The sequence below is a fragment of the Agrobacterium sp. LEGMi-208b genome (assembly GCF_059511785.1).
The window spans coordinates 1,024,507-1,049,629 of the sequence record NZ_CM183446.1; the positions used below are offsets into that span (position 1 = coordinate 1,024,507).

General features: G+C 60.0%; 18 protein-coding genes. 11 read left to right on the forward strand and 7 right to left on the reverse strand.

The window, feature by feature from the left end; all coding sequences use genetic code 11:
- Positions 1-68: 68 nt before the first annotated feature.
- The gene (locus AC5YUO_RS19340) at positions 69-1,577 is read right to left on the reverse strand and encodes an ABC transporter substrate-binding protein (protein WP_496156405.1); all 1,509 of its coding nucleotides are present in this window, start codon (positions 1,575-1,577) and stop codon (positions 69-71) included.
- A gap of 320 nt (positions 1,578-1,897) precedes the next feature.
- Here AC5YUO_RS19340 and AC5YUO_RS19345 point away from each other — a divergent pair, with 320 nt between their 5' ends.
- Genes AC5YUO_RS19345 through AC5YUO_RS19355 form a run of 3 tightly spaced genes read left to right on the forward strand, consistent with a single transcriptional unit; the run spans position 1,898 to position 5,171 of the window.
- Positions 1,898-3,094, forward strand: coding sequence for a sialidase family protein (locus AC5YUO_RS19345; protein WP_496156406.1), 1,197 nt, complete (start codon positions 1,898-1,900; stop codon positions 3,092-3,094).
- Positions 3,091-4,047 carry a 4-hydroxythreonine-4-phosphate dehydrogenase PdxA gene (pdxA, locus tag AC5YUO_RS19350; RefSeq protein WP_496156407.1) on the forward strand — a complete coding sequence of 319 codons (957 nt, stop codon included), beginning with the start codon at positions 3,091-3,093 and terminating at the stop codon, positions 4,045-4,047. Before AC5YUO_RS19345 ends, pdxA begins: the two co-directional genes overlap by 4 nt.
- Complete coding sequence (locus AC5YUO_RS19355; protein ID WP_496156408.1) at positions 4,044-5,171, forward strand: iron-containing alcohol dehydrogenase; 1,128 nt, start codon at positions 4,044-4,046, stop codon at positions 5,169-5,171. The genes pdxA and AC5YUO_RS19355 overlap by 4 nt, the downstream gene beginning before the upstream one ends.
- A gap of 47 nt (positions 5,172-5,218) precedes the next feature.
- Here the strand turns inward: AC5YUO_RS19355 and AC5YUO_RS19360 are convergent, their stop codons facing one another.
- From AC5YUO_RS19360 to AC5YUO_RS19375, 4 genes are all read right to left on the reverse strand, one after another.
- Positions 5,219-5,926: a FadR/GntR family transcriptional regulator gene (locus AC5YUO_RS19360; RefSeq protein ID WP_496156522.1), complete on the reverse strand. Its 708-nt coding sequence runs from the start codon at positions 5,924-5,926 to the stop codon at positions 5,219-5,221.
- 4 nt (positions 5,927-5,930) lie between these two features.
- Positions 5,931-6,971 (reverse strand): four-carbon acid sugar kinase family protein, encoded by a 1,041-nt coding sequence (locus tag AC5YUO_RS19365; RefSeq protein WP_496156409.1) that lies wholly within the window; start codon positions 6,969-6,971, stop codon positions 5,931-5,933.
- A 234-nt stretch (positions 6,972-7,205) separates the two neighbouring features.
- Positions 7,206-9,449 carry a polysaccharide deacetylase family protein gene (locus AC5YUO_RS19370; RefSeq protein WP_496156410.1) on the reverse strand — a complete coding sequence of 748 codons (2,244 nt, stop codon included), beginning with the start codon at positions 9,447-9,449 and terminating at the stop codon, positions 7,206-7,208.
- Between the two features lie 174 nt (positions 9,450-9,623).
- Positions 9,624-10,013 carry an acyl-CoA thioesterase gene (locus AC5YUO_RS19375; protein WP_496156411.1) on the reverse strand — a complete coding sequence of 130 codons (390 nt, stop codon included), beginning with the start codon at positions 10,011-10,013 and terminating at the stop codon, positions 9,624-9,626.
- A 173-nt stretch (positions 10,014-10,186) separates the two neighbouring features.
- Here AC5YUO_RS19375 and AC5YUO_RS19380 point away from each other — a divergent pair, with 173 nt between their 5' ends.
- Positions 10,187-10,381: a hypothetical protein gene (locus AC5YUO_RS19380; protein WP_496156412.1), complete on the forward strand. Its 195-nt coding sequence runs from the start codon at positions 10,187-10,189 to the stop codon at positions 10,379-10,381.
- Positions 10,382-10,412: 31 nt separating this feature from the next.
- Here the strand turns inward: AC5YUO_RS19380 and AC5YUO_RS19385 are convergent, their stop codons facing one another.
- On the reverse strand, positions 10,413-12,221 hold the full coding sequence (locus AC5YUO_RS19385) for an ABC transporter ATP-binding protein/permease (protein ID WP_496156413.1): 1,809 nt from the start codon (positions 12,219-12,221) through the stop codon (positions 10,413-10,415).
- Between the two features lie 292 nt (positions 12,222-12,513).
- On the opposite strand from AC5YUO_RS19385, the gene AC5YUO_RS19390 reads away from it, so the two are divergent.
- From AC5YUO_RS19390 to AC5YUO_RS19420, 7 genes are all read left to right on the forward strand, one after another.
- Positions 12,514-15,840: a transglutaminase family protein gene (locus AC5YUO_RS19390; protein ID WP_496156414.1), complete on the forward strand. Its 3,327-nt coding sequence runs from the start codon at positions 12,514-12,516 to the stop codon at positions 15,838-15,840.
- Between the two features lies 1 nt (position 15,841).
- Entirely contained in the window at positions 15,842-18,247 is a 2,406-nt protein-coding gene (locus tag AC5YUO_RS19395; protein WP_496156415.1) for a circularly permuted type 2 ATP-grasp protein, read from the forward strand.
- 4 nt (positions 18,248-18,251) lie between these two features.
- Positions 18,252-19,130, forward strand: a complete 879-nt coding sequence (locus AC5YUO_RS19400) for a transglutaminase family protein (RefSeq protein ID WP_496156416.1) — start codon at positions 18,252-18,254, stop codon at positions 19,128-19,130.
- A 168-nt stretch (positions 19,131-19,298) separates the two neighbouring features.
- Positions 19,299-20,537, forward strand: coding sequence for a vWA domain-containing protein (locus AC5YUO_RS19405; RefSeq protein ID WP_496156417.1), 1,239 nt, complete (start codon positions 19,299-19,301; stop codon positions 20,535-20,537).
- 135 nt (positions 20,538-20,672) lie between these two features.
- On the forward strand, positions 20,673-22,295 hold the full coding sequence (locus tag AC5YUO_RS19410; RefSeq protein WP_496156418.1) for an ABC-F family ATP-binding cassette domain-containing protein: 1,623 nt from the start codon (positions 20,673-20,675) through the stop codon (positions 22,293-22,295).
- A 60-nt stretch (positions 22,296-22,355) separates the two neighbouring features.
- Entirely contained in the window at positions 22,356-23,366 is a 1,011-nt protein-coding gene (locus AC5YUO_RS19415) for a 2-hydroxyacid dehydrogenase (RefSeq protein WP_496156419.1), read from the forward strand.
- Positions 23,367-23,511: 145 nt separating this feature from the next.
- Positions 23,512-24,264, forward strand: coding sequence for a FadR/GntR family transcriptional regulator (locus AC5YUO_RS19420; protein WP_127755484.1), 753 nt, complete (start codon positions 23,512-23,514; stop codon positions 24,262-24,264).
- 56 nt (positions 24,265-24,320) lie between these two features.
- Here AC5YUO_RS19420 and AC5YUO_RS19425 read toward each other — a convergent pair whose 3' ends face one another.
- On the reverse strand, positions 24,321-25,118 hold the full coding sequence (locus tag AC5YUO_RS19425) for a carbohydrate-binding protein (RefSeq protein ID WP_496156420.1): 798 nt from the start codon (positions 25,116-25,118) through the stop codon (positions 24,321-24,323).
- Positions 25,119-25,123 lie beyond the last annotated feature (5 nt).

Sequence of the window (25,123 nt, forward strand, 5' to 3'; positions counted from 1 at the left end):
CCGGTTTTTCAATGCGGCGGCGAAGCTTTCGCTGCGCCGCCGCTTCTTAATTGACAAGACGCGGGGTCTTATTTGATGCCGATTTCCGAAAGCTGCAGCATCGAGTTGGTGGCGATGGTGGGCTTGAAGTCCAGCCGTTCCGAGACGCGGGAGAAGCCGACCATGTGGAACAGCAGCACATCAGCCACCACATCGTCGTGCAGATAAGCGATGAGCTCCGACCACAGCTTGGCGCGCTCGTCACCCACGGCTGCGGATGCCCGTTCGATCAGATCGTCCACCTTCTTGTCCGAGAAGCCGGACTGTGTGCCCTTGGTGGCATATTTGAAGAACATGGTGAAGGACGGATCACCCTTGGAATTGTCGTGCATGGCGGCGACGATCTGCGGTCCGCGGCCTTCCTTGAAGGGCTTGGAATAATAGCTTTCGTGCTCGGCCACTTCCACGAATTTCAGGTCGATCTTGAAGCCGACTTCCTGCAATTGCTGCTGGATCGCCTCCATGATCTCGGTGACATTGGGGAAATTCGCAGTACGCGCGATGATGGTGATCGGCGTATCCACCTTCACACCGGCAGCCTTGGCTTCCTCGAGCAGTTTCTTTGCGCCCTCGGGGTCATAGGGGAAGACCTTGACGTCGGGGTTCCAGCCAAGCGTGGTCGGCGGGACCAGAGCGGTGGCCAGCACGGCGCCTTCCGGAACCAGCGTGCCGAGGAAGGCCTGCCGGTCGATGGCGAGATTGAGCGCGCGGCGCACCCTGACATCGTTCAGCGGCGCGATATTGTGATCGAGGCGCATATAGACCGTCTCGCTGTCGAGATAGGAAAAGTCGGTCTTCGCATTGGTGGCATCGAGCTGCGAAATGGAAGGCGAAAGATCGGCTTCGCCGGTCTGCACCATGGCGGCGCGAACCGAAGGATCGGCACGGAAAAGATAGGTCGCTTCCGTCACCTGCGGCTTGGCGCCCCAATAATCGTCGCGCGCGGTGAGCACAATCTGCTGGCCCGGCGTCCAGTTGGTGAGCTTGTAAGGTCCGGTACCCACAGGCTCGCGGATGAATTCCATCTTGGTTTCTTCGGGAACGATGGTGACGAGCGACATCAGCAGCGGCAGGATGGGCTGCGCCGGCTCGGTCTTGAAGTCGATCGTGTGATCATCGACGATCGACGGGGTCACGGTCATGCCACCGAAATAACGACGGGACTCGCAGGCGTTCTTGTCGCTCATGATGCGTTCGAAGCTGTGTTTGACGTCCTTGGCGTCAAATGCCGTGCCGTCGGAAAACTTCACGCCTTCACGCAGGTGGAAACGCCAGCTGCCGTCGGCATTCTGCTCCCAGTTCTCGGCAAGGCGCGGCTGAACGCCCTTCTTGCCGCGCACATCAAGTTCGGTCAGCGTCTCGCTGACATTTTCCATGATGATGCGGCCGATATTGGAGCGGGTGGCCATGCAGGGCTCAAGCAGGTCCGCTTCTTCCGCCAGCACGATCTTGATCGGCCCCGATGCCGCTAGCACCGGCGAAACCGCGGCGCTGAAGGAACCCAAGACAAGGGCGCCCGCAATCAATGACTTCTTCATTCCGTTCTCCTCCCAGATCAGAAATTCAGCAACATGGCGGCGCACCGCAAGGGACACTCTAAAAAGCCCCGTCTCCTGCATCAGGAGCATGGCGTGCGGATGACTGTCTCCTCCACCCGTAAACAGAGCATCGACGCTATCGCATTTTTTGTCAATTTATTTTCTAAGACAATTTTTACCCAAGCCAAACCTCTTAATTTTATCATTTAAAAACAAATATTTAATTCCAATATCCAAAAATGACTGATCCTCTTTTTTCATTAAATAAACTTGACAACTTTTCAAATATGTCATTTTCATCGGAACAAGAGGAGACCACGATGACCCCTGATGACATCGCTCACGCCATGACCGGAGCCATCCATGCCGTGTCGGAAAACCGGCAGGAAGCCTTCCTGCCGTCGCCCATGATCCAGAACCATGCGAGCTTCCTGCACCTTCTGGATGACGGCACCCTGCTCTGCGCCTGGTTCGGCGGCACACTGGAAGGAAAATCGGATATTTCGATCTTCGCATCCGTGCTCACGGCCGGTGCAACCCGCTGGGGGCCGCCGCAGCGCCTGAGCCACGACCCCGCCCATTCCGAACAGAACCCGGTTCTGTTCACCGCACCGGATGGCGCGCTCTGGTTGTTCCATACGGCCCAGCCCTCCGGCAATCAGGATGAATGCCGCATTCGCATGGCGCGAATCCGCCGCGACGCGACTGCACCGGAAAAGCTTGTTTCCGAGGAAGGACGTTTTCTCGATCTCCCGCGGGGCTGCTTCATCCGCGCGCCGTTGCGCATTCGCGATGACGGCGCCTGGCTGCTGCCGATCTTCCGCTGCGTCCAGCGCCCCGGCCAGAAATGGAACGGCAGCCATGATACGGCAGCGCTCGGCATATCCACGGACAATGGCGCGACATGGCAATTGCAGGGGCTGGAGGAATCGACCGGTTGCGTGCATATGAGCCCGATCGAGGTGACGAACGGACGCTACGCCGCCTTCTTCCGCCGCCGTCAGGCCGATTTCGTCTATCGCACCGAAAGTGCCGATGGTGGCCGCACCTGGTCGAAGCCACAGCCGACCAATGTGCCCAACAATAATTCTTCCATTGCCGTGATCGGGCTCAGCGATGGCGGGCTGGCGATGATCTGCAACCCCGTCAACGCCGCGCAGTCGAGCGATCGCCGCGCCTCGCTTTATGACGAGCTGGGAGAAGAAGACGACAGGCCGGATGCCGATCCGCATGGTGGCTGTGTTCCGGTCTGGGGCGTGCCGCGCGCGCCGGTTTCGATCTGCCTGTCCGAGGATGGCGGGCGCAGTTTTACCACCCGAATCCTGATCGAAGACGGGCCGGGCACCTGCCTGTCGAACGATTCGACCGATGGACGCAATCTGGAAATGTCCTATCCGTGGCTTCTGGAAGCGCCGGACGGTACGCTGCATGCGAGCTACACCTATCATCGCCGCGCAATCAAATATGTCCGGCTGGCGCCCGGCTGGGCTGACGAGAACGACGGGAGACAAAGATGAGCAATATCATTGGCATCACCATGGGCGACCCCTGCGGCGTCGGCCCCGAGATCACGGTGCGGGCGCTGGCGGAGATGTCCGCGCCGGATCGCGCTGCAACGCGGATTTATGGAAACCTCGCCACGCTGGAAGCGGCGCGGGATGCGCTCGGCGTTGATATCGATCTCTCCCAGCATGTGGTCGATCTGTCTGTGGAAGGCGCGCCGCTGCCCTGGGGTACATTGTCGCCGGTGGCCGGAGACGCCGCTTTCCGTTTTATCGAAAAAGCCGTTCGCGATGCCGAAGCCGGCGCAATCGGCTGCATCGTCACCGCGCCGATCAACAAGGAAGCCCTAAACCTCGCCGGCCATCATTATGACGGCCACACCGGCATGTTGAGAAGCCTCACCGGCTCCTCGGCCGCCTATATGCTGCTCGCCTCGGAACGTTTGAAGGTCATTCATGTCTCGACTCATGTTTCCCTTCAGGAAGCCATTCGCCGCGCAACGACGGAGCGGGTGCTGGCGACAATCCGCGCCGGCAACGCGCATCTGAAGCGCATCGGTTACGATCAACCGCGCATCGCGGTTGCCGGCATCAATCCGCATTGCGGTGAAAACGGTCTGTTCGGCACCGAGGATGACGACCAGATTGCGCCTGCGGTTGCCGCCGCACGCGCTGAAGGCATCGAGGTGCAGGGACCGATTTCCGCCGATACGGTGTTTCACCGGGCTTATTCCGGCGCTTTCGATCTCGTCGTCGCGCAATATCACGATCAGGGCCATATCCCGATCAAGCTTGTCGCTTTCGACACCGCCGTCAATGTTTCTGTCGATCTTCCGATCGACCGCACCTCCGTCGATCACGGCACGGCTTTCGACATTGCCGGCAAGGGTATCGCCAATCACGGCAACATGAATGCCGCCATCGCCTATGCGCGCAAGCTCGTGGCGGGCAAGGACCGAAAGGGATGAGCACCATGTCGAGAGCTCCCATTCTCATCCATCAGCCACGCCGGCTCACCGTTGGCGCCGGCACCGTTTCACAGGTTGGCACCTGGGCGGGAAAAACCGCATCGACCCTGATTATCGCCACACCGGTGACGGCGAAATTTGCCGAACGGCTGGAATTGCAGGGCCCTTTCACGATCTTCGACGCTATTCCCGGCGAGCCGGACACCGCAACGCTCGATGCGGCGCTCACCGCAGCGCGCGCCGCCAAGCCGGGTCTCGTCGTCGGCCTCGGCGGCGGTTCGGTGATGGATGTGGCGAAGCTGGTCGCGGCACTCTGGAATTCCGGCCAGACGCTTGAGGACGTGGCGGGACCAAACAGGGTTGCCGGGCGCGACACACGATTGGTGCAGATCGCCACCACCGCCGGCACCGGCTCGGAAGCCGGCATCCGTTCGCTCATCACAGACCCGGTGAAAGGCAACAAGATCGCGGTCGAAAGCCCTCATCTGATTGCGGATTTCGCCGTGCTCGATCCGGAACTGACCTATTCCGTTCCACCAGCAGTTACGGCGGCGACGGGTGTGGATGCCATGGCCCATTGCGTCGAAGCCTTCACCAACCGCAAGGCCCACCCGATGATCGACGGTTTCGCCCGTATGGGCTTTGCACTGGTCGGCAAATATCTGGCGCGCGCCGTCCGCGATGGCGCGGATACTGAAGCGCGGGAAGGCATGATGCTCGCCTCCTATTATGGCGGCATCTGCCTTGGCCCGGTCAATACGGCGGCCGGCCACGCCATCGCCTATCCGCTCGGCACGCTTCTCAACCTGCCGCACGGGCTGGCCAACGCCATCGTCTTTCCGCATGTCCTGGCCTTCAACCAGCCCGCGGTTTCGGCGAAGACGGCGGAAGTGGCGGGAGCGCTCGGCCTTCGCGCGCATCTTTCGCCTGATGATCTGCGCAAGGCGGCAACGGACTTCTGCGCCGGGCTCGGCATTGAAATGTCGCTTGCACGGCACGGCGCAACTGAAGCTGACCTTTCGCGCTATGCGGAAGATGCACATGCCATCCGCCGGCTGATGGACAACAACCCCGTCGACATGAGCGTCGAGGATGTGCTCGGCATTTACCGCCACGCCTTCTGAGCGAAAATCCGGCGCGCGGACACGCGCATCGGTCTTCGGTCACCCGCTTAGTCCGTGTGCGAAGACTCGAACAGGCGGTCGCGCGATCCGGTCAAGTGCTGGAGCATCAGCTGGCGCGCCGCCTCTGCGTCCCCATCGGCGATTGCCTTTGCGATTGCCTCGTGCTCAGCAAAAACACGCGTCAGACCGGATGCCTCCCGCTTCACCGACATGCCGTGGAATTTCATGCCCACGGCAATATGGTCCTTCAACGCTTCCATCGCGGTGGAGAAATAGCTGTTTCGCGCCGCCCGCGCGATGGCGAGATGAAACTGATAGTCGGCATCCTCGCGGTGCGACTGGCGATTGGTCGCATCCCGCATCAGTTCGAGCGCCTTCCGGATCGCCGCAAGCCTTTCGGCATCGTGCCGCAAGGCTGCCGCGGCCGCCGCTGCCGGTTCCAGCGTCAGCCTGAATTCGTAACAGTTGAGAAGGTCCGCGACGTTTTCAAGCTGGCCAAAACCGAGCGGCTCGCGCAGGCCAAAAGCCCTGACATAGCTGCCCGAACCTCTGCGGGAATAAATGAACCCCTGCTCACGCAGCCGCCGCAAAGCCTCGCGCACCACCGGTCGCGATACTTCGAACTCCATGGCGATTTCGTGTTCGGTCGGCAGCCGCTCATCTGGCTTGTAGGCGCCGGATTTGATCGCGCGGTGCATTCTCTCGAAAATAATGTCCGGAAGTGCCTTGCGCGCCGTTTCTTTCATCAGCCCCATCTGGTCAGCTCTCTCCAGCGTCATTGTCGCCAAGCATCATTTTCGCGATCCGTTTCAACGTGTCAGCTTGCCCAAAACCGCCGGACTTCGCAATGATGCATTGGTCGCCGGCCCAGCCGACGCCGAGACCCGGCAGGCATTCGCCGGCAAGACGCAAACGCGAAATGCCCATGGCCCGCAGCACGGCTTCGGCCGTGGCTCCACCCGACAACAACAGCCTGGCCACCCTGGCGGTAAAATGCGGCACGACGCCTTCCGCCAGCCGGTCTGAAACCGCAAGCGGCGAGAGATTTTCCGTACCCTGCGTTGCTTGAACCAGCGTCAGGCCGGCACCGTCATCGGCAAGACGGGGCAGGACACCATTCGGTGCCTCCACGATCGAGACAGGCCCGACACTTTTGAGACCGTCAATCTGCTCCACCGTGATCGGATCGCGAGACCCGATGACAAAAAGCCCCTTTCCCGCTGGAATGATCGCGGCCTTGGGAACAACCTGCGCCGTCATCGCTTCAGCCAGCGCCTCGGCAAGCCCACGCGCGCCAACCAGAAGATCGGCCCCTTCCGCCTGCGCGGCGGCGAGGGCTTCCGCGATATCGCCCTTCGACCGCGTATCGGGTATCGTGCAGCGGCCGGCATGTCCGCCCAGCCTTTCATGGACCGGCATGGCAACGTCGACGCCAAAGCCGGAAACGGCTCCGTCAACAACGACACGTCCGAAATCCGGAATGGCGGGCGCGACAAGCGCGTGCCGGTAGGAAATCGCGTCCATTTCCGCTGCAATATGCCCCTTCAGGCGGGAATCGATCTTCTTGAAAAGAATGGTATCGGCCGGAACCAGCGCCAACAGTTCCTGCGTGCGACGGCGAGCTTCATCCGCCCCGCCATCGCGGCAGCCGAGATTGACGCTGAGGACAGCAGGCGCATCCGCCAGTGCCGCACGCACACCATCAAGCCCGATTGCAACCTCGGTCGCCAGCCCACGCCCGGCAAAGGGGGCGGCAGCATCGAGGGCGCCGGTCAGATCATCGGCAAAAATCAGCAGCACGGGCGAAGCCTTCATAAAAGTTGTAATGTTTTACGTCGATAAATTTATTTATAATCAATAGATAAATGGATGTGAATAACAAAAATTTTGTCGCAATCCTTTCGGATTGGCCAATCAGCCGCAAAGAGGCTCGAAGAACGAGAGAAGAAATCGGAAACGGCGAAAGAAAACGCCAAACGCGAGCCACGGCCATATATGGCGAGGTGGCCGAGAGATGGCGAACGAACAACGTCGCTAGATGAACCGGAAAGGCAGGCCCGAGATGAGCGCCTTTACGAAGCGCTTTTTCTGAAAGCGTCCATTCAGCGATACGCGCGGCAACTGCGTCGACTTTTCAAGGCTGTGGGGACCGATAACGCCAGCCTGTGTGGTCACAGCCGCGGAAAATCCTGCATCGCGAACCGCTTTCGCTTCACGTTCTCCCACTGCCTTTACCCAGCCATAGGGATAGGAAAAGGACAGTGGCCGATGGCCTGTATAGGCTTCCACCTGGCGCGTCGATTCCGCAATCTCATAAGCCAAACGCGCGGCATCGATCTTTCGCATATTCACATGCGTCATGGTATGCGCGCCGAAATGCACCAGGGGGTCTTCCGACAGCATACTGAGCTCATCCTCATTCATGACAAGTTCGTCCACGATCGCGGTGGGATCGACGCCGTGTTGCCTCGCGGCACGATCGATCCTGTCCACCGCCTCATCCTCCGAAAAATTCTGGACGAAATCTTCAAGGCGCGTGAATGCCTCCGCTTTCTGCGAAGGGCTGGCGCAAGCCACCTGCTCCGACCCCGTCCCGAAATCGAACTCGAATGACGCAGCTTTCTGCGTCAGGGCCGCGGCGGTTTCCCACCAAAGGCTTCGCGTCCGCTCGACAAAACCCGGCGTGATGAAAATCGTGTAAGGCACGGCATATTTGCGGAAGATCGGCGCGGCATATTCCGCATTGTTGCGATAACCATCATCGAGCGTGAAGGCGCAAAACGACCGGCCTTCGTGACTATCGGCAAGCAGGGCCGGCAGATCGTGCAGATGGACGGGAACGAGACCACATTCCAGCGCAGCCTGTATCGCCTCTTCCAGAAATTGCGGCGTGACGGACAATTGCACATTGGGGGCAAAAGCCGAAGCAGCCCCACCCGGCCGCACATGGTGAAGCGTGAAGATCACACCACGACCGGCAAGAGACGGAAATGCCGAACGGACGGCCGTGAGAGAGCTCACCTCCAGCCCCGCCCTTATGGCTCCATATTTCACAAGGCGCTTTATCGGCGGAAAGAACACCCTCCCCGATTGCCCTAACGCCAGACCAGGAAGAAGACGCTTCTTCACAACCCTCAAGGCCGTCAACGGCAGATCGATCAGGCCCGGCAAGGGATCGTTCGGCGCAAAGGCGGCCCAGCTGCGGATCTTGCCCAGAGAGGCGAAATAGTCAGCAAGTCTCGCCTGCCCCCTCCGGACCAATGTGAAAGCGGCGACGGCATCGCGGACAAGATAGGACCAGGAGACGCCCTGCCGCACATTGACGGACTGGCCGGCCGGCTCCCCATTGGCGACCCGCCATAGCAGGGCGCCAAGGTCGATGCCCGCCGCCGAACAAAGGCCAAACCATGACCACGGGCGCGGATTGATATCGAGAAGCTTCAGTTTCCCGTCCCGGCCATCGAGCTTGAATTCAACCTCGACCAGCCCGCTATGGCCGGCCGATTTCAGTATTTTTCGGGCCGCATTGACTGCTTGCCCGTTATCGACGACCTCGACGCGGGTGCTGGTATAGCCGAAATCGACGGGATATTGCCGCGCGCGCTGGGCGGTGAATTCCGCCACCGGCTCTCCGTTCAGCCACAGCGCCGCATAGGAAAACTGGCTTTCTCCCCCACCCGGAATGAGTTCCTGCACGACGACATTGCCGGCACCGATCTCTCCACTCGCATCGGAAAAAGCTGTTTTCAGAGCATGCCGGTCATCGGCGCGAATGACTTTCGCCCGGGCGATCGTGGTATCTCCACCCCCCATATTCGGCTTGAGAATGACGGGAAACAGGGCGTCCAGCGTATCGATGTCAGCGGCCGATGTCAGTGCATAGGTTCGGGGAATACTGACGCCCAGTTCTGCGGCGCGTTGATAAAGCAGCGGTTTTTCACAGAGCCATTGCAGGGCCGTCCAATCCGGCAGGATGATTTTATAGAGGGCGGACAGTTCCTCACGATGCTGCGCAACGAGCTGGACCTCGCCGTCGCCGGACGGCACCAGCAGGCAGCCCTTCAAACCATGCTTGTCGGCCATTTGCCGCAGGAACGGCATTGCCCCTGCATCATGCGGGCCGGCCCAGCGGATCGTTTTCCGCACGAAACGCGACCAGCCCGGCAAAGGGGAATCATGGGTGAGATAATAGACAGGCACATTCAGGGCGCCGAGACTGCGGGCAAGGGCGAGCGTGCCGTGAGCGCCGCCGACAATAACAACACCTGGAATGGTCAAAGCCTGATCCCCGTCCTATTCCATATCTTGATCGCAAAAATTGATAAATAAATTGGATATTTCTAAAGTATTGAGCGGACGGATATCGAATTGCGAAAAGTCCGAAACGCCTATGCTTTTACTCTTTCGCGGGCGCTTCGGAATTTTCTTTGGAAAGAAAATGAGGATGCCGCCTCATGCTTCCTTGCGGACGGGGCGTGGATCGCCGCTCTCGTCCACCGCGACCATGATGAAGACGGCCTCGGTCACCTTTTCGCGGGAATCCTGATAATGCCTGCGCGTCCAGGCCTCGATCTTCAGTGTAACGGAGGTGCGGCCGATCTTTTCGATTTTGGTATAGACACACAATGTATCGCCGATCTTGACCGGCTTCTTGAAGACAATCTCATTGACTGCGACGGTAACGGTGCGGCCGCCGGCCACATCATTGGCGCGGACGAACGCGGCAAGGTCCATCTGCGACATGACCCAGCCGCCGAAAATATCGCCGGCCGGGTTGGCATCGGCGGGCATGGCAAGCGTTCTGAGCGTGAGTTCCATATCGGCGGGCGGTTGCTGGTCCATGTCTCAAAGTCCTTTCACAAGCCTCCCGCTGCCGGACTTAAACAACCGCACCCCATCCGCCAATAGCCGATTTGTCGCGGCAGCCCTTCCAAAACAGCAAGGAATCACAGAGCCATCGTAAGCTTCGGTTAACCATGATGAGGCACGATTCCAAAAAACGCGAGGGCGTGCGAATGGCCTATGACTGGAGTGGAAACAACACAATACAGCAGCGCTACGACCATATCGTCCTGGTGGTCGCCAGCGTCGTCGCCATCAGTCTGGCGACCGGCACCCTTGCCCTGCGTTCGCAGGTGGAGCCGGACACCACCATAAGCCTGGCCAAACAGCAGCGGCTCGATTCGGACAAATGGCATTTGCGGCTCTAGTCCGCTCCGATCAGTCCCATAGCCCCTTGAATTACTGCGGAGCGTTATCGTTCCCGGAGATATTTTCCTTCTGCGCGGTATGGTCGAGATGCGCCACAGCCGGAGCAAGAACCGACAGGAATGTTTCCGACCGGCCGATATAGATGATCGCCGCACCGTCAATCCCGTTCAAAACCTCCGCCAGCGTATCCTGCGTCTGTTTTTCCAGCCCTTCGAGCAAATCGTCGACAACGATGAATTTCGGCTTCAGCAGCAGGGCATTGGCAACCCGGATGCTGGCCTGCTCGTCCGAATCCAGCTTCTTGTCCCAGCGAATATTTTCCTCGAGGCGGGAGGCCATCTCGCCAAGCCCGCAGGCAGCAAGCGCCGCAACATAGTCCGCATCGGCAAAACGCTGGGGCGCACGTGGATAGGCGAGGATTTCACGCAGCGATCCCGCCGGCAGATAACCGTGCTGGGCAATGAAAAGCGTGTCGGACTGTTCGGGCATCTCGATCCTGCCCTGCCCCCAGGGCCACAGGCCTGCCATGGCCGCAAAGAGCAGCCGCCGGTTCACGCCCTGCTCGCCATTGATCATCAGCCGTTCGCCCGGCCCAACCTCGATTTCGCTCTCGCGCAGCTGGAAGCCGCGCTCCAGATCCTGTCCACCCGCATCGCGGCAGATCGTCACCGACTGTAGGCGGACTTTTTCATTTTCCGCGCTCCGCTGCAGATCGATCGTGAGGCCATGCTGTTCGACGCTGTCCATCTCGATAAGGGCGTTGCGAAACACCGAAACGCGCTGCAACGTCGCCTTCCAGCTGGCGATCGGGCCGAAATTGTCGATGTACCAGCGCAGCGCCGTGTTGACCTGGTTGAACGCACCGACGGCCATCATCAGCCCGCCGAAGGTGAGGTTACCGGAAAAATAAACCGGAGCCGCAATCAGAATCGGCGCCACCACCGCCAGCCAGCCATATCCTGCCGAAACCCATGTCAGATGCGTCAGCGCCATGGCGAGCCCGCGAATAACGCCGAGCACCGCATCGATGTCGATACCGATCCGCCGCCTTTCGTTCTTTTCACCACGCGCAAGGGCAATGGCGGCAAGATTTTCGCTGGCCCGCATCAGCGAGAAGCGAAGCTCCGCCTCTTTGGAATAACGTTCGGCATTCAGCCCCACCAGCCGATAACCGACGAGATTGCTGAGCAGGGAGGCCGAACCGGCATAAAGGATCGCCGCCCAGACCATATAGCCGGGGATCGCATAGGTCTCGCCGCTGATGGTGACGGCAAAGCCGGCCGAGAGCGACCAGAGAACGCCGATAAAGCTGACGAGCAAAATCGTCGCGTTCACCAGACCGATGGAAAGCGCCGTGCTGCTTTCCGCAAGGTTGCGGACATCGTCATGCAGGCGCTGGTCAGGGTTGATCGCAATCGTGCCGAAACCGGCAAGACGGGCGGCGCGACCCGGTTTCAGCCATTGATCCACCATATCCTTGGCAAGACCCTCGCGCATATTCAGCGCCGTCATCTGGTTCAGCCAGGTCTGGATGACGTTGAGGAGAAGCAACAGCCCGGCGATGACGGCAAAGACCTCGAGCTGGTGAATGAAGGCGGCAAGATCGCGCCGCTCCAGCGCGTTGTAAAACGGCGCGTTCCACTCATTGAGTTTGATCTGCCCATAGGCGGTAAGCAATATCACCGTAAGCAGCGCTATCGACAGCAGGATCAGCCGGGTGCGCACCGGCGAGGTCCAGAAGGCACGCCCCATCATGCGCAGCTGCGCCGGGAAATCGAGATCGAAACCCGAAAGATTAGCCGCGCTCTTGCGCTGATCGTCGGTCACCGTTGTTGCCATTCATTCCATTCCGAAACGTCAGTCGGCAAAGAAAGCGGGTCGCGATTCTGCGCCTTTCGATGCCAAGCAATAACACGCCGTTCAACCTTGTCCACAATCCCGGCGAAATCTCAGCGGCGATGATTGAAAAGCCCGGACAATTCTTCCTGCGGGTAAATATCGCGGCCTCCACCAACAATGCGGTTGCCACCGGAAATGATCCTTGCTTTCTTTTCCTGCATTGCACAAAATCCGAATAATTTCAGAGGGGCGGACAAACCGCATAAGCCGGAAAACCGGGCAAGGCAGATTAATGGCGATCAAAGCGAGCATCTATCATCTGACGCACTATAAATACGACAATCCGGTTCGCCTTGGACCACAGATCATCAGATTAAAGCCCGCCTCGCACTCCAGAACCCACGTTATCAGCCATTCGCTCAAGGTTTCACCCTCCAATCACTTCGTGAACCTCCAGCAGGATCCCTACGGCAATTACCTCGCCCGTTTCGTTTTTCCCGAACCGGCGACGGAATTTAAGATCGAGGTCGATCTTGTCGCCGATATGACGGTTTACAATCCGTTCGATTTCTTTGTGGAGGAAGAGGCGACGAAGTGGCCCTTCGACTATCCGCAGGAATTGCGTGACGACCTGTCCATCTACATGAAACCGGAACCGACCGGCCCGCTGCTCGCCGCCTTCATGGCGACAGTCGACCGGACCCCGGAGCAGCCGACGGTGGACATGGTCGTTGGCCTCAATGCCCGCCTGCAACAGGAGATCGGTTACGTCATCCGCATGGAACCGGGCGTCCAGACACCGGAGGAGACGCTCGCTTCCGGCAAGGGGTCCTGCCGCGATACCAGCTGGCTGCTCGTGCAGGTTCTGCGGCATCTTGGTCTCGCCGCCCGTTTCGTGTCGGGATACCTCATTCAGCTCACCCCCGATCTCAAGGCGCTGGATGGCCCGTCCGGCACGGAGGTGGATTTTACCGATCTTCACGCCTGGGCAGAAGTCTATATGCCTGGTGCCGGCTGGATCGGCCTCGACCCCACCTCCGGGCTTCTGACGGGTGAGAGCCATATTCCGCTGGCGGCAACGCCGCATTACCGCAATGCGGCACCGATTTCCGGCGGTTATTACGGCCATGCCAACACGGAATTCGCCTTCGACATGCAGGTCCGGCGGGTTGCCGAAACGCCGCGCATCACCAAACCATTTTCGGATGAAAGCTGGGAGGAACTCAACGCGCTCGGCCAGGAGGTCGATGACGTTCTGAACACCCATGACGTCCGGTTGACCATGGGCGGCGAACCGACCTTCGTTTCCATCGACGATTTCGAATCCGACGAATGGAACACCGGCGCGGTCGGGCCGACAAAGCGTGAAAAGGCCGATGCCCTGATCCGCCGCCTGCGCGAACGTTTCGCACCGGGCGGTTTTTTGCATTACGGGCAGGGAAAATGGTATCCGGGCGAAAGCCTGCCGCGCTGGACCTTCTCGCTCTATTGGCGCAAGGACGGCCTGCCGATCTGGCAGAATCCGGCGCTGATCGCCGAGGAGGGCGCAAATACAGGCGTCAAGGCGGAAGATGCGCAGAAACTGCTGGGCGGCATAGCCTCCCATCTTGGCATCGAGCCGGATCTGGTGCTGCCGGCCTATGAGGACCCGGCCGAATGGATCATCAAGGAAGGCAGCCTTCCCGACAATGTCGACCCGTCCAATTCCAAGCTAAAGGACCCGGAGGAGCGAAACCGCATTGCCCGCGTCTTCGAGCGGGGACTGACGACACCGACCGGCTATATTCTTCCCGTTCAGGCTTGGAATGCGCGCGCCGGCGGCAAGCGCTGGATCAGCGAAAAATGGAAGACGCGGCGCGGCAAAATATTTCTTGTTCCGGGTGACAGCCCGGTGGGTTACCGTCTGCCGCTCGGCACCCTGCCCTATGTGCCGCCATCCGCCTATCCCTATATTCACGAGGCCGATCCTTCGATCCCCCGCGGTCCGCTTCCCGATGTCTTCACACCATCGGGCCGCGCCATGCCGGAAGCCTCCTTCCATGCCAGCGAGGCCCCGGGGCAGGAGCGCATAGAACAGACGCTCGGTGAAATCGGCGGCGCAGTGCGCACCGCCATGTCGGTGGAACCGCGTGACGGCCGGCTCTGCGTCTTCATGCCGCCGGTCGAGCGCATCGAGGACTATCTCGAACTGATTGCAGCAGCGGAAGCGGCAGCCGCAGATCTTGGCTTGCCCGTCCATATCGAGGGTTATGCACCGCCGCATGACGAGCGCGTCAATGTCATCCGCGTCGCGCCCGATCCCGGCGTCATCGAGGTCAACATCCACCCCGCCGCGGGCTGGAAGGATTGCGTCGACATCACCACGGCTGTTTATGAGGAGGCGCGCCAGTCGCGTCTCGGCGCCGACAAGTTCATGATCGATGGCCGCCACACCGGCACCGGCGGCGGCAACCATGTGGTGGTTGGCGGCGCGAGCCCCAATGACAGCCCCTTCCTGCGCCGGCCCGACCTTCTCAAAAGCCTCGTGCTGCACTGGCAGCGGCATCCCTCGCTCTCCTATCTCTTCTCAGGCCTCTTCATCGGCCCGACAAGCCAGGCACCGCGTATCGATGAGGCCCGCCACGACAGTCTCTACGAGCTGGAGATCGCGCTTGCGCAGGTGCCTGCCCCCGGAGAAGGCGTGCCGCCGCTGCCATGGCTGGTCGACCGGCTGTTCCGCAATCTGCTGACGGATGTGACGGGCAATACCCACCGCGCCGAAATCTGCATCGACAAGCTGTTTTCGCCCGACGGGCCGACCGGCCGTCTCGGGCTGGTGGAATTCCGCGGTTTCGAAATGCCGCCCAACGCGCGTATGTCGCTTGCCCAGCAATTGCTGGTGCGCGCGCTCATCGCCCGCTTCTGGAAAAATCCGGCCGCCGGCAAATTCGTTCGCTGGGGCACGGCGCTCGCGGACCGTTTCATGCTGCCGCATTATATCTGGGCGGATTTCCTGGATGTGCTTGCCGATCTCAGGGAAAACGGCTTCGACGTGAAACCGGAATGGTTCACTGCCCAGCAGGAATTTCGTTTCCCCTTCTTCGGCGAGGTGGAATATGAGGGTGCGAAGCTGGAACTGCGCCAGGCGCTGGAGCCCTGGCATGTGATGGGCGAACAGGGCGCGATCGGCGGCACCGTGCGTTATGTCGACAGCTCCGTCGAGCGCCTGCAGGTGCGGCTGGAAACCTCCAATCCCGCCCGCTACACGGTGGCCTGCAACGGCCGCGCCGTTCCGCTGACGCCCACGGAAAACCGCAGCGTTTCGGTGGCCGGCGTCCGCTTCAAGGCATGGCAGCCCGCCTCAGGCCTGCATCCCGTCCTTCCCGTCAATTCACCCTTGACCTTTGACATTTATGATACATGGTCGAGGCGATCGATCGGCGGATGCATCTACCATGTTGCTCATCCGGGCGGGCGCAATTACGAGACGTTTCCCGTCAACGGCAATGAGGCCGAGGCACGCCGCCTTGCCCGTTTCGAACCATGGGGACATACGGCAGGGCAATATCCGCTTCACGCGGAAACGATGTCGCCAGAATTTCCGCTGACGCTCGATCTGCGTCGGCCTTACGGAGTGTAAATTGTCCAAAGCCCCGGCAACGGAACGCAAGACGGAACCGAGCGCGCAACCACGCGGGCTTGAATATTCCCCTTTGCCGGGCGTTGCCGATGAAATGCTCGATACCAACGGCAAGGTCAGACCGGTCTGGAAAACCCTGCTCGACGCCCTGTCGCGCATGTCGGAACGGGAATTGCACGAGCGCTTTGCCCGCACCGACCGCTATCTGCGCGATGCCGGCGTGTTCTACCGCGATTACGGCAAGGGCAGCAGCGAAAGAAACTGGCCGATCTCCCATATTCCGGTGCTGATCGATGACAGGGAATGGGCGGTTCTCTCCGAGGGGCTGAAACAGCGCGCCAATCTTCTGGAAGCCATGGTCGCCGATTTTTACAGCGAAAACCGGCTGGTGAAGGAAGGCTTCGTGCCGCCGGCGTTGATCGCCTCCAATCCGGAGTATCTGCGGCCCATGGTCGGCGTGAAACCGGCAAGCGGCCATTATCTGCATTTCTGTTCCTTCGAGATCGGGCGCGGCCCTGATGGCAACTGGTGGGTGCTGGCCGACAGGACGCAGGCGCCCTCCGGTGCGGGTTTCGCGCTTGAAAACCGGGTGGCGACCACCCGTGCGCTTTCCGACATCTATGCCGAAACCCATGTGCACCGTCTGGCCTCGTTTTTCGGCGCTTTCCGCGACACGCTGCAGGCGCAGAGAAAACACCCCGACGACCGGATCGCCGTGCTGACGCCCGGCCCCGCCAACGAAACCTATTTCGAACATGCCTATATCGCCCGTTATCTCGGCTTCATGCTGCTGGAAGGCGAGGACCTCACCGTTGTCAACGGTCGCGTCATGGTCAGGACCGTGGCAGGGCTGAAACCGATCGGCGTGCTGTGGCGGCGTCTCGATGCCTCCTATTCCGATCCGCTGGAACTGAACCAGCAATCCCATATCGGCACGCCGGGCATGGTGCAGGCGCTGCGCAATGAGGCGCTCACCGTCGTCAATGCGCTCGGCAGTGGCATTCTCGAAACGCGTGCGCTGCTCGCTTTCATGCCGCGTATCTGCCGCCATATTCTGGGTGAGGAGCTGAAACTGCCATCGATCGCGACCTGGTGGTGCGGGCAGGAATCGGAACGCCGCCACGTCGCCGGCAATATCGAAGGCATGGTTATCGGCCCCGCCTATTCCCGGCTGCCCTTCTTTGACGACAACGGGCAATCCGTGCTCGGATCGTCCCTGCGTGAAACGGCAAAGGAATCGATCAGCGACTGGCTCGCCTCCGACGGCCACAGGCTGGTGGGACAGGAAGTGGTGACGCTTTCGACAACGCCCGCCTATATCGACAACAAGCTCGTGCCGCGCCCGATGAGCCTTCGCGTTTTTGCCGCCCGCACCCAGGATGGCTGGCAGATCATGCCGGGTGGTTTCGCCCGCATCGGCAGCGGCGACGATGTCTCCGCCATCGCCATGCAATCGGGCGGAAGCGCTGCCGATGTCTGGATCGTCAGCGACAAGCCGGTGGAACGCACCACACTTCTGCCGGCGGAAGAAAGCTTCACCCGCAATATGCCGGGCAGCCTGCCGAGCCGCGCGGCCGACAATCTCTTCTGGCTTGGCCGCTATATCGAACGCTCCGAAGGCGCATTGCGAATCTTACGCGCCTGGCATGGGCGTTTTGCCGAATCCGCCGATCCGCGCCAGCCTCTGCTCGCGCATGTGACGCGATATCTCGAAGCGCTCGATGTTGAGATGAGCGATGCCGTACCGGAAAGCCTGCTGAACAACATCAACAGCGCACTTTATTCCGCCAGCAACATCCGCGACCGCTTTTCGCCCGATGGGTGGCTGGCGCTGAACGACCTTGCCAAGACGGCCCGCCGCTTCCATGCGAAAGTGGCCCCCGGCGACGACGCCACCCACGCCATGACGATCCTCTTGCGCAAGCTTGCGGGCTTTGCCGGTCTCGTGCATGAAAACATGTATCGTTTTACCGGCTGGCGTTTCCTGTCAATCGGCCGTTACCTGGAGCGCGGCCTGCATATGACGCGTCTTCTCGGCCATATGACCGGCCCGGATGCGCCTGACGGCTCCTATGACATGCTGCTCGAGATCGGCGACAGCGTCATGACCCATCGCCGTCGTTACAACGTCAATACGGCCGGCCTGACCGTGACCGATCTTTTGGCGCTCGACCCGCTCAACCCCCGCTCGATCCTGTTCCAGCTGAACGAGATCCGCACCGAGGTGGAACAGCTTCCAAATGCCTTCGTCAACGGCCAGATGTCCCCCTTTTATCGCGAGGCGATGCGCCTGCATTCAGGGCTCGCCGTCATGACACCTGAAAACATGAACGGTGCGATCTATCGCCAGCTTGAAACCGACATGGAACATCTCTCCGATGTTCTGGCCCGGACCTATCTCGGATAATCCTATGCTTTATGATCTTTCCCTGCATATGGGTTACACCTACGATACGCCGGCCCACGGCGCGCGCCACATCATCCGCGTGCTGCCACTCTCGATCCCGGGCCGGCAGCGGCTTGTCGCCGGCTCCATCGATGTTTCGCCCACGCCGGAAGAACGGGCCGTCTTCGAGGATTTCTTTCATCAATCGGCCACATCAGTGCATCTGCGCGCGCCGCACGAAAAGCTGGATATCCGCATGCAGGCCCGCGTGATGGTGGAGGCGCCGGCGCTGACGGCGGATTTCTCTCCCGAGCTTTCCCGCCTGCCGCAAGATCTGGCCGATGTCTGGTCACTCGATTTCCAGTCACCGCACCACTTCATCGGCGCGAGCCCAAGGATAGGAATGGACGCGGCCATATCCGCCTATGCCCGGGAACTGCTGAAACCCGGAATGACCATTCGCGAAATCGCGCTGTCTCTGTGCAAACGCATTCACAGGGACTTCATCTATGACGGCGAGGCGACGACTGTCGATACGACACCATCGGAAGCCTTCAAGCTGAAGCGCGGCGTGTGCCAGGATTTTTCGCATATCATGATCATGGCGCTGCGCAGCCTCGGCATTCCCGCCGGCTATGTCAGCGGGTTTCTGCGCACCATTCCTCCGCCGGGCAAGGAACGGCTGGAAGGCGCCGATGCCATGCATGCCTGGGTTCGCATCTGGTGCGGCGAGGCAGCCGGTTATCTGGAACTTGATCCCACCAATGATATCGTCGCCGGAAGCGACCACATCGTCGTCGGTTATGGCCGGGATTATTCCGATGTCGCGCCTGTTATCGGTGTCTTGAAGAGCTATGGCAACCAGCAGATAAAACAGGCCGTCGACGTCATCCCCGTCCAATAATGAGACGATGTGTATTATTGCGGATATCGCGCAAAACAATTCTTGAAAATACTTCGAAAACTGCGTCAATTTGAACGCTGTATAAAATTAAACCGATCACGTTAGCGGATTCTACATCGTTTGCGGGTTTCCTGCACTCAGTCGAATATTCTAATCCGTGAGCCCGCCATGATCGCCTCCGCACATCAAAAACCGAAGCGTCGTTTTCTTGCCGATACCAGCGGCAATTTCGGCATGATGACGGCAATCCTGTTGCCGGTGTTGCTGGGTGTTGCCGGTGCCGGACTGGAGCTTGCCAATGTCATGCAGGCGAAGGCGGACATGCAGAATACCGCGGATTCTGCAGCGCTTGCAGCGGCCACCGAGGCCCGTCTGAAAAAAGGCGAGCTAAGCGACGAACAGCTCAAGCAAATCGCCAAGGCCTTCATCGCCGCCCAGATGGAAAAGGCCCTGACCGAGCAGGAGAAAAAGGAACTGGAGCAAAACTCTCCAACCAACATTACGACAACGGAAAATGCGCGTGGCAAGACCTACACCGTCGAGACCACGATCAACCGTCGGATAGACCTCAATCCGCTGCTGGGATTCATTGGCGCAAAAACGCTTGATCTTTCGGTCACCGGCACCGCAAAAAGCACCGTCAACAAGGGCGCGCCGATCTCCATGTATCTGGCGCTTGATCGCTCCGGTTCGATGTCCTTCAAGACGGATACGGTCGACACCAAAAAAACGTCGTGCCAGAATTATACGGCCGATAATTGGATCAAATATCCCAATCTGGGCAAGACATCACCCTGCTATGTCAACAAGGCCACGTCGCTCAAAACCGCCGTCGGGTTCCTCGTCGCGACGTTGAACAAGGCTGACCCGACCTATACCGCCAGCGGCGGTTCCGAACTCGTTCGCACGGGTGCCTCGGTCTATACACATGAGACCTATGCGGCCCAGGCCATCAGCTGGGGTACGAGCGGCGTTGTCAGCTACGTGGACAAACAAATCCCGGAGTTTCCCACCGGCGGCACGGATGCCCGCAGCAGCCTGAACGCCGCCTATAACGCCCTGAAAAAAGCCAACCCCGACGAGGCGAAAGCCCACAAAACGCAGGGGAACGAATCCTTCGAGCGCTACATCGTTCTCATGACCGACGGCGAAATGACGGGAAACAGCGCTTCATGGAATTCCAGCATCGACCAGTCGGTACGCACCACCTGCGAGACCGCCAAGAAAGACGGGATCAAGATTTTCAGCGTCGCTTTCATGGCGCCGGACAAGGGCAAGTCGCTGCTGCAATATTGCGCCTCCAGCGCCGATAATTATTACGCGCCGGAAAACATGGAGCAGATCGTGACAGCCTTCGGCGAAATCGCCCGCAAGGCCGCTGGCAGCATAGCCACGCTCACGAACTGACGGCAATCACTGAAACCGTCCTTCGCCGGGGTATAGCGCGCCTGTTCTCCCTGCATGGCTGACAGGACAGCACGACAGGTGACAGCGGCGGCGGCCCGTGGCATAGGAGGGCCGCTCCCATTCACAGGCCCCGTCATGATCCGTATCGAAAACATCAGCAAGTCGAACAGCCACCGCATTCTCTATATTGAAGCCTCCGCCGCGCTCAATCGTGGCGAGAAGATCGGTCTCGTCGGCCCGAACGGCGCCGGCAAGACGACGCTGTTCCGGATGATCACCGGCGAAGAGCAGCCCGATGAAGGGCAGGTCGTCGTCGAAAAGGGCATGACGGTCGGTTATTTCGATCAGGATGTCGGCGAAATGTCCGGCCGCTCCGCCGTCGCCGAGGTCATGGAGGGCGCAGGCCCGGTCAGCGAAGTGGCTGCGGAACTCCGGGAACTGGAAGCCGCCATGTCCGACCCCGACCGGATGGACGAGATGGACGCCATCATCGAACGTTACGGCGAAGTGCAGGCGCGTTATGAGGAGCTGGATGGCTACGCGCTGGAAGGCCGTGCACGCGAAGTGCTGGACGGGTTGAGCTTCAGCCAGGAGATGATGGACGGAGACGTTTCAAAACTGTCCGGTGGCTGGAAGATGCGCGTGGCGCTTGCGCGTATCCTGTTGATGCGTCCGGACGTGATGCTGCTCGACGAACCGTCGAACCATCTCGATCTCGAAAGCCTGATCTGGCTCGAAGACTTCCTGAAGAATTATGACGGCGCGCTGCTGATGACCTCGCATGACCGCGAATTCATGAACCGCATCGTCACCAAGATCATCGAAATCGATGCCGGCAATCTCACCACCTATTCCGGTGATTACGGCTTTTACGAACAGCAGCGCGCGCAGAACGAAAAGCAGCAGCAGGCGCAGTTCGAACGCCAGCAGGCCATGCTCGCCAAGGAAATCAAGTTCATCGAACGCTTCAAGGCCCGCGCTTCGCACGCCTCGCAGGTGCAGAGCCGCGTAAAGAAACTCGAGAAGATCGACCGCGTCGAACCGCCAAAACGGCGTCAGACGGTTGCTTTCGAATTTGCCCCCGCTCCCCGCTCCGGCGAGGATGTCGTGGCGCTGAAGAAGGTGAACAAGGCCTATGGCAGCCGCACGATCTATGGCGACCTCGATTTCATGGTGCGGCGCAAGGAACGCTGGTGCATCATGGGCGTCAACGGCGCTGGAAAATCGACACTACTGAAGCTGGTGACGGGCACGGCGGCACCGGATTCCGGCAATGTCACCCTCGGCGCCAGTGTCAAGCTCGGTTATTTCGCCCAGCATGCCATGGATGTTCTGGATGGCGACAGCACCATTCTCGAATGGCTGGAAGAGCGTTTTCCGAAAGCCGGCCAGGCGCCGTTGCGCGCTCTTGCCGGCTGTTTCGGTTTTTCCGGCGACGACGTGGAAAAACGCTGCCGCGTTCTTTCCGGCGGTGAAAAAGCCCGTCTCGTCATGGCCGCCATGCTGTTCGACCCACCGAATTTCCTCGTGCTGGACGAACCGACCAACCATCTCGACCTCGACACCAAGGAAATGCTGATCAAGGCCCTGTCGGATTATGAAGGCACGATGCTGTTCGTTTCCCACGATCGCCACTTTCTCGCCGCCCTGTCGAACCGGGTGCTGGAACTGACACCTGATGGTATCCACCAATATGGCGGCGGCTATACCGAATATGTCGAAAGCACGGGACAGGAAGCACCGGGCCTTCGCAGCTAAGCTACCTGCCGGACGCATCGCCCTGTAACGGCAGCTTTCGTTTCGGAACTGGAGAAACAGATGCGGATCGTGGTTTACAGCGCCAAACCCTATGACAGGCAGTTCCTTGAGGCCGCCGCCCGGCCCGATATGCAAATGCAATATTGCGAAGCGCGCCTGTCTCTTGAAACGGTGGCGCTGGCGGAAAGAGCGGCGGCGATCTGCGCCTTCGTGAATGACGACCTGTCGCAACCCGTGCTCGAGAAACTGGCGGAAATCGGTGTTCGGCTCATCGCCCTGCGCTGCGCCGGTTTCAATCAGGTCGATCTCGCCGCCGCCGAAAAACTTGGCCTGACCGTTGCGCGCGTCCCGGCCTATTCGCCCTATGCGGTCGCCGAACACACCATGGCGCTCATCCTGTCGCTCAACCGCAAGATTCACCGCGCCTATAACCGTGTCCGCGAAGGAAACTTCGCCCTTGACGGCCTGCTCGGCTTTGACCTTCACGGCAAGACGGTCGGCATTGTCGGTACGGGAAAGATCGGGGCGATTTTTGCGCGCATTGCGGCCGGTTTCGGCTGCCGTCTCGTCGGCCACGATCTCCGGCCAAATCCCGATTGCGAAGCGCTGGGCATGGTCTACGTCACGCGCGAGGAACTGTTCCGAACATCGGACATTCTGGCGCTGATGTGCCCGCTGACGCCGGAGACCCGTCATCTCATTCGCGGGGAGACACTGCCGCTTCTGAAAAAGGGCGTGATGCTCGTCAATACCAGCCGTGGCGCCATCATCGACACGCAGGCCGCGATTGCGGGTCTGAAGGACGGCACGATCGGCAGTCTCGGCATCGATGTCTATGAAGAAGAGGCCGATCTCTTTTTCGAAGACCTTTCCAACGACGTGCTGCGTGACGATGTTTTCGCGCGACTGCTGACCTTCCCCAATGTTCTGGTGACCGGCCATCAGGGTTTCTTCACGCAGGAGGCCCTCAAGAATATCGCGGACACCACGATCGGCAATATCGAGAGCTTTTCCAGAACCGGCAGGGCGTTACACGCCGTTTCCACGCAGCAGCTTGCCGGCCCCGCCTAACCTCTCCGGCCAGAGTCGAGAAGATTTTTAATACCATTCTGCGCGCCTTCCGCATGAAGGCGGGTAAAATTGGTATGATCATTGAGTTTTATTGAAATTCATCATACATATTTGACAGGCTCCACGCCTGCCTCGATTTTAATGCATGGTGACCGACGTGCCTGAACAGCAAAAACAGCGCAGCAAATCCTCCGGTTCTCTGGTCAGCAGAGTTAGCCTCAGTCTGAGAAATGCGATTGCCTCCGGGCAATATGGACCCGGCGACCGCTTGCCCAGCGAGATCGAAATGACGGAAACCCATGGTGTCAGCCGCACCGTCGTGCGCGAGGCAGTCACGGCGTTACGCTGCGACGGGCTGGTGGAGGTTCGTCAGGGTGCCGGCATCTTCGTGCTGAAGCGGGAAAAGGAGGCGTCGCAGACACCCGGTATCGACCGCGCCCGTCTCTCTTCCGATCTGGAAGTGCTGGAAATCAGGACGCCGCTTGAAATCGAAGCGGCGGGCCTCGCCGCCCTTCGCCGTTCGCCATCGCAGGAAGAGGCGATTTTCGACTGTCACGCGCGGCTTCTCCAATGTATCGAGGAGAACCGCTCCATTCGCGAGGCGGATCTGGCGCTGCATCTGGCCATTGCGGCAGCAACCAACAATCCACTCTTCACGCAGTTCCTCGAATTGCACGGTCAGGCCGTGATTCCACAGTCACGCGTGGTTTCCGAAACTGGAGAGAACGACCAGACAGCTTACCGGCGATTGATCCACAAGGAGCACGAAGCCATCGTCATCGCCATATCGGACCGAAATGAGCAGGCGGCAAAGCTGGCGATGCAGGCGCATCTGCGTGGCAGTCAGCACCGCTACCGCGACATGATGCGCGACCTGCGCGGCATCGCACACAGCTAGAGCATTTCCGATAAACGGCCTCGCAGCTCTGCGCCCTGAAAGACGCGACCGGGAATCTACGGCGCTTCCCGCAGATCAGCCCCCCAGACCTCGATTTGCGTCAGCGCGGGAAAGGGCGACGGATCGTCGGCTTTTTTAAGGTCATGCAGGCGGATCCATTCCACCCGGCGCGGTACGACCGGGAAAGTCTGGGCCGTTCCGGTTTTCTGCAGTGAAAAGCTTGCGCTTTCACCATCGGAAAAGGTGACGCTCGCCTTTTCCCACCAGGCATCATGCGGGAAGTCCGCCCGCAGGTAAAAGGTCAGCTGGTCGATAAGGACCGCGCGGCCGAATACGAGCGTCAGCGAGGCCTCGGGATCGCGGTTGATGCCCCAGCTTGTATAGGGCCAGAAACCGTGACCCGCGCTGGCCTTTTCGCCGTCGATGACATTGCGGGCCGCAAAGGCCGCCTCCCCGCGCGTTTCAGTGCTCGCATAAACATGCGGAAACAGCGAGGTATTTTCGTGATCGTCGAACGGGTTCAGGGCCAGATTCCTGCGGACCCCGGTTTCGCCGGCAAGCGTGCGGCGGGCAGCGATCCGGTGAAGGTTCCCGCTGAAGGCCTGCGGTGGGTAAGATTTGCGCTTTGCAGCGGAAGGAACGGGCAGAACGAATTCGGTGCCCTGCAAAAAGACCAGCGTCGGCGGCATGCCGGCATCGAGCGCAAGCCAGATATGACCGGGCTGCGACACCTCGACGACAAGTCGGTCTCCCTCGCAATATTCTGCGCGATAGACCAGCAAAACTTCGTCCTCCGCTCCGGCCTCCGCCAGAACAGCGCCGGCCGCATTGACGACCTTGAGTGTAAGCTTCATCGGCA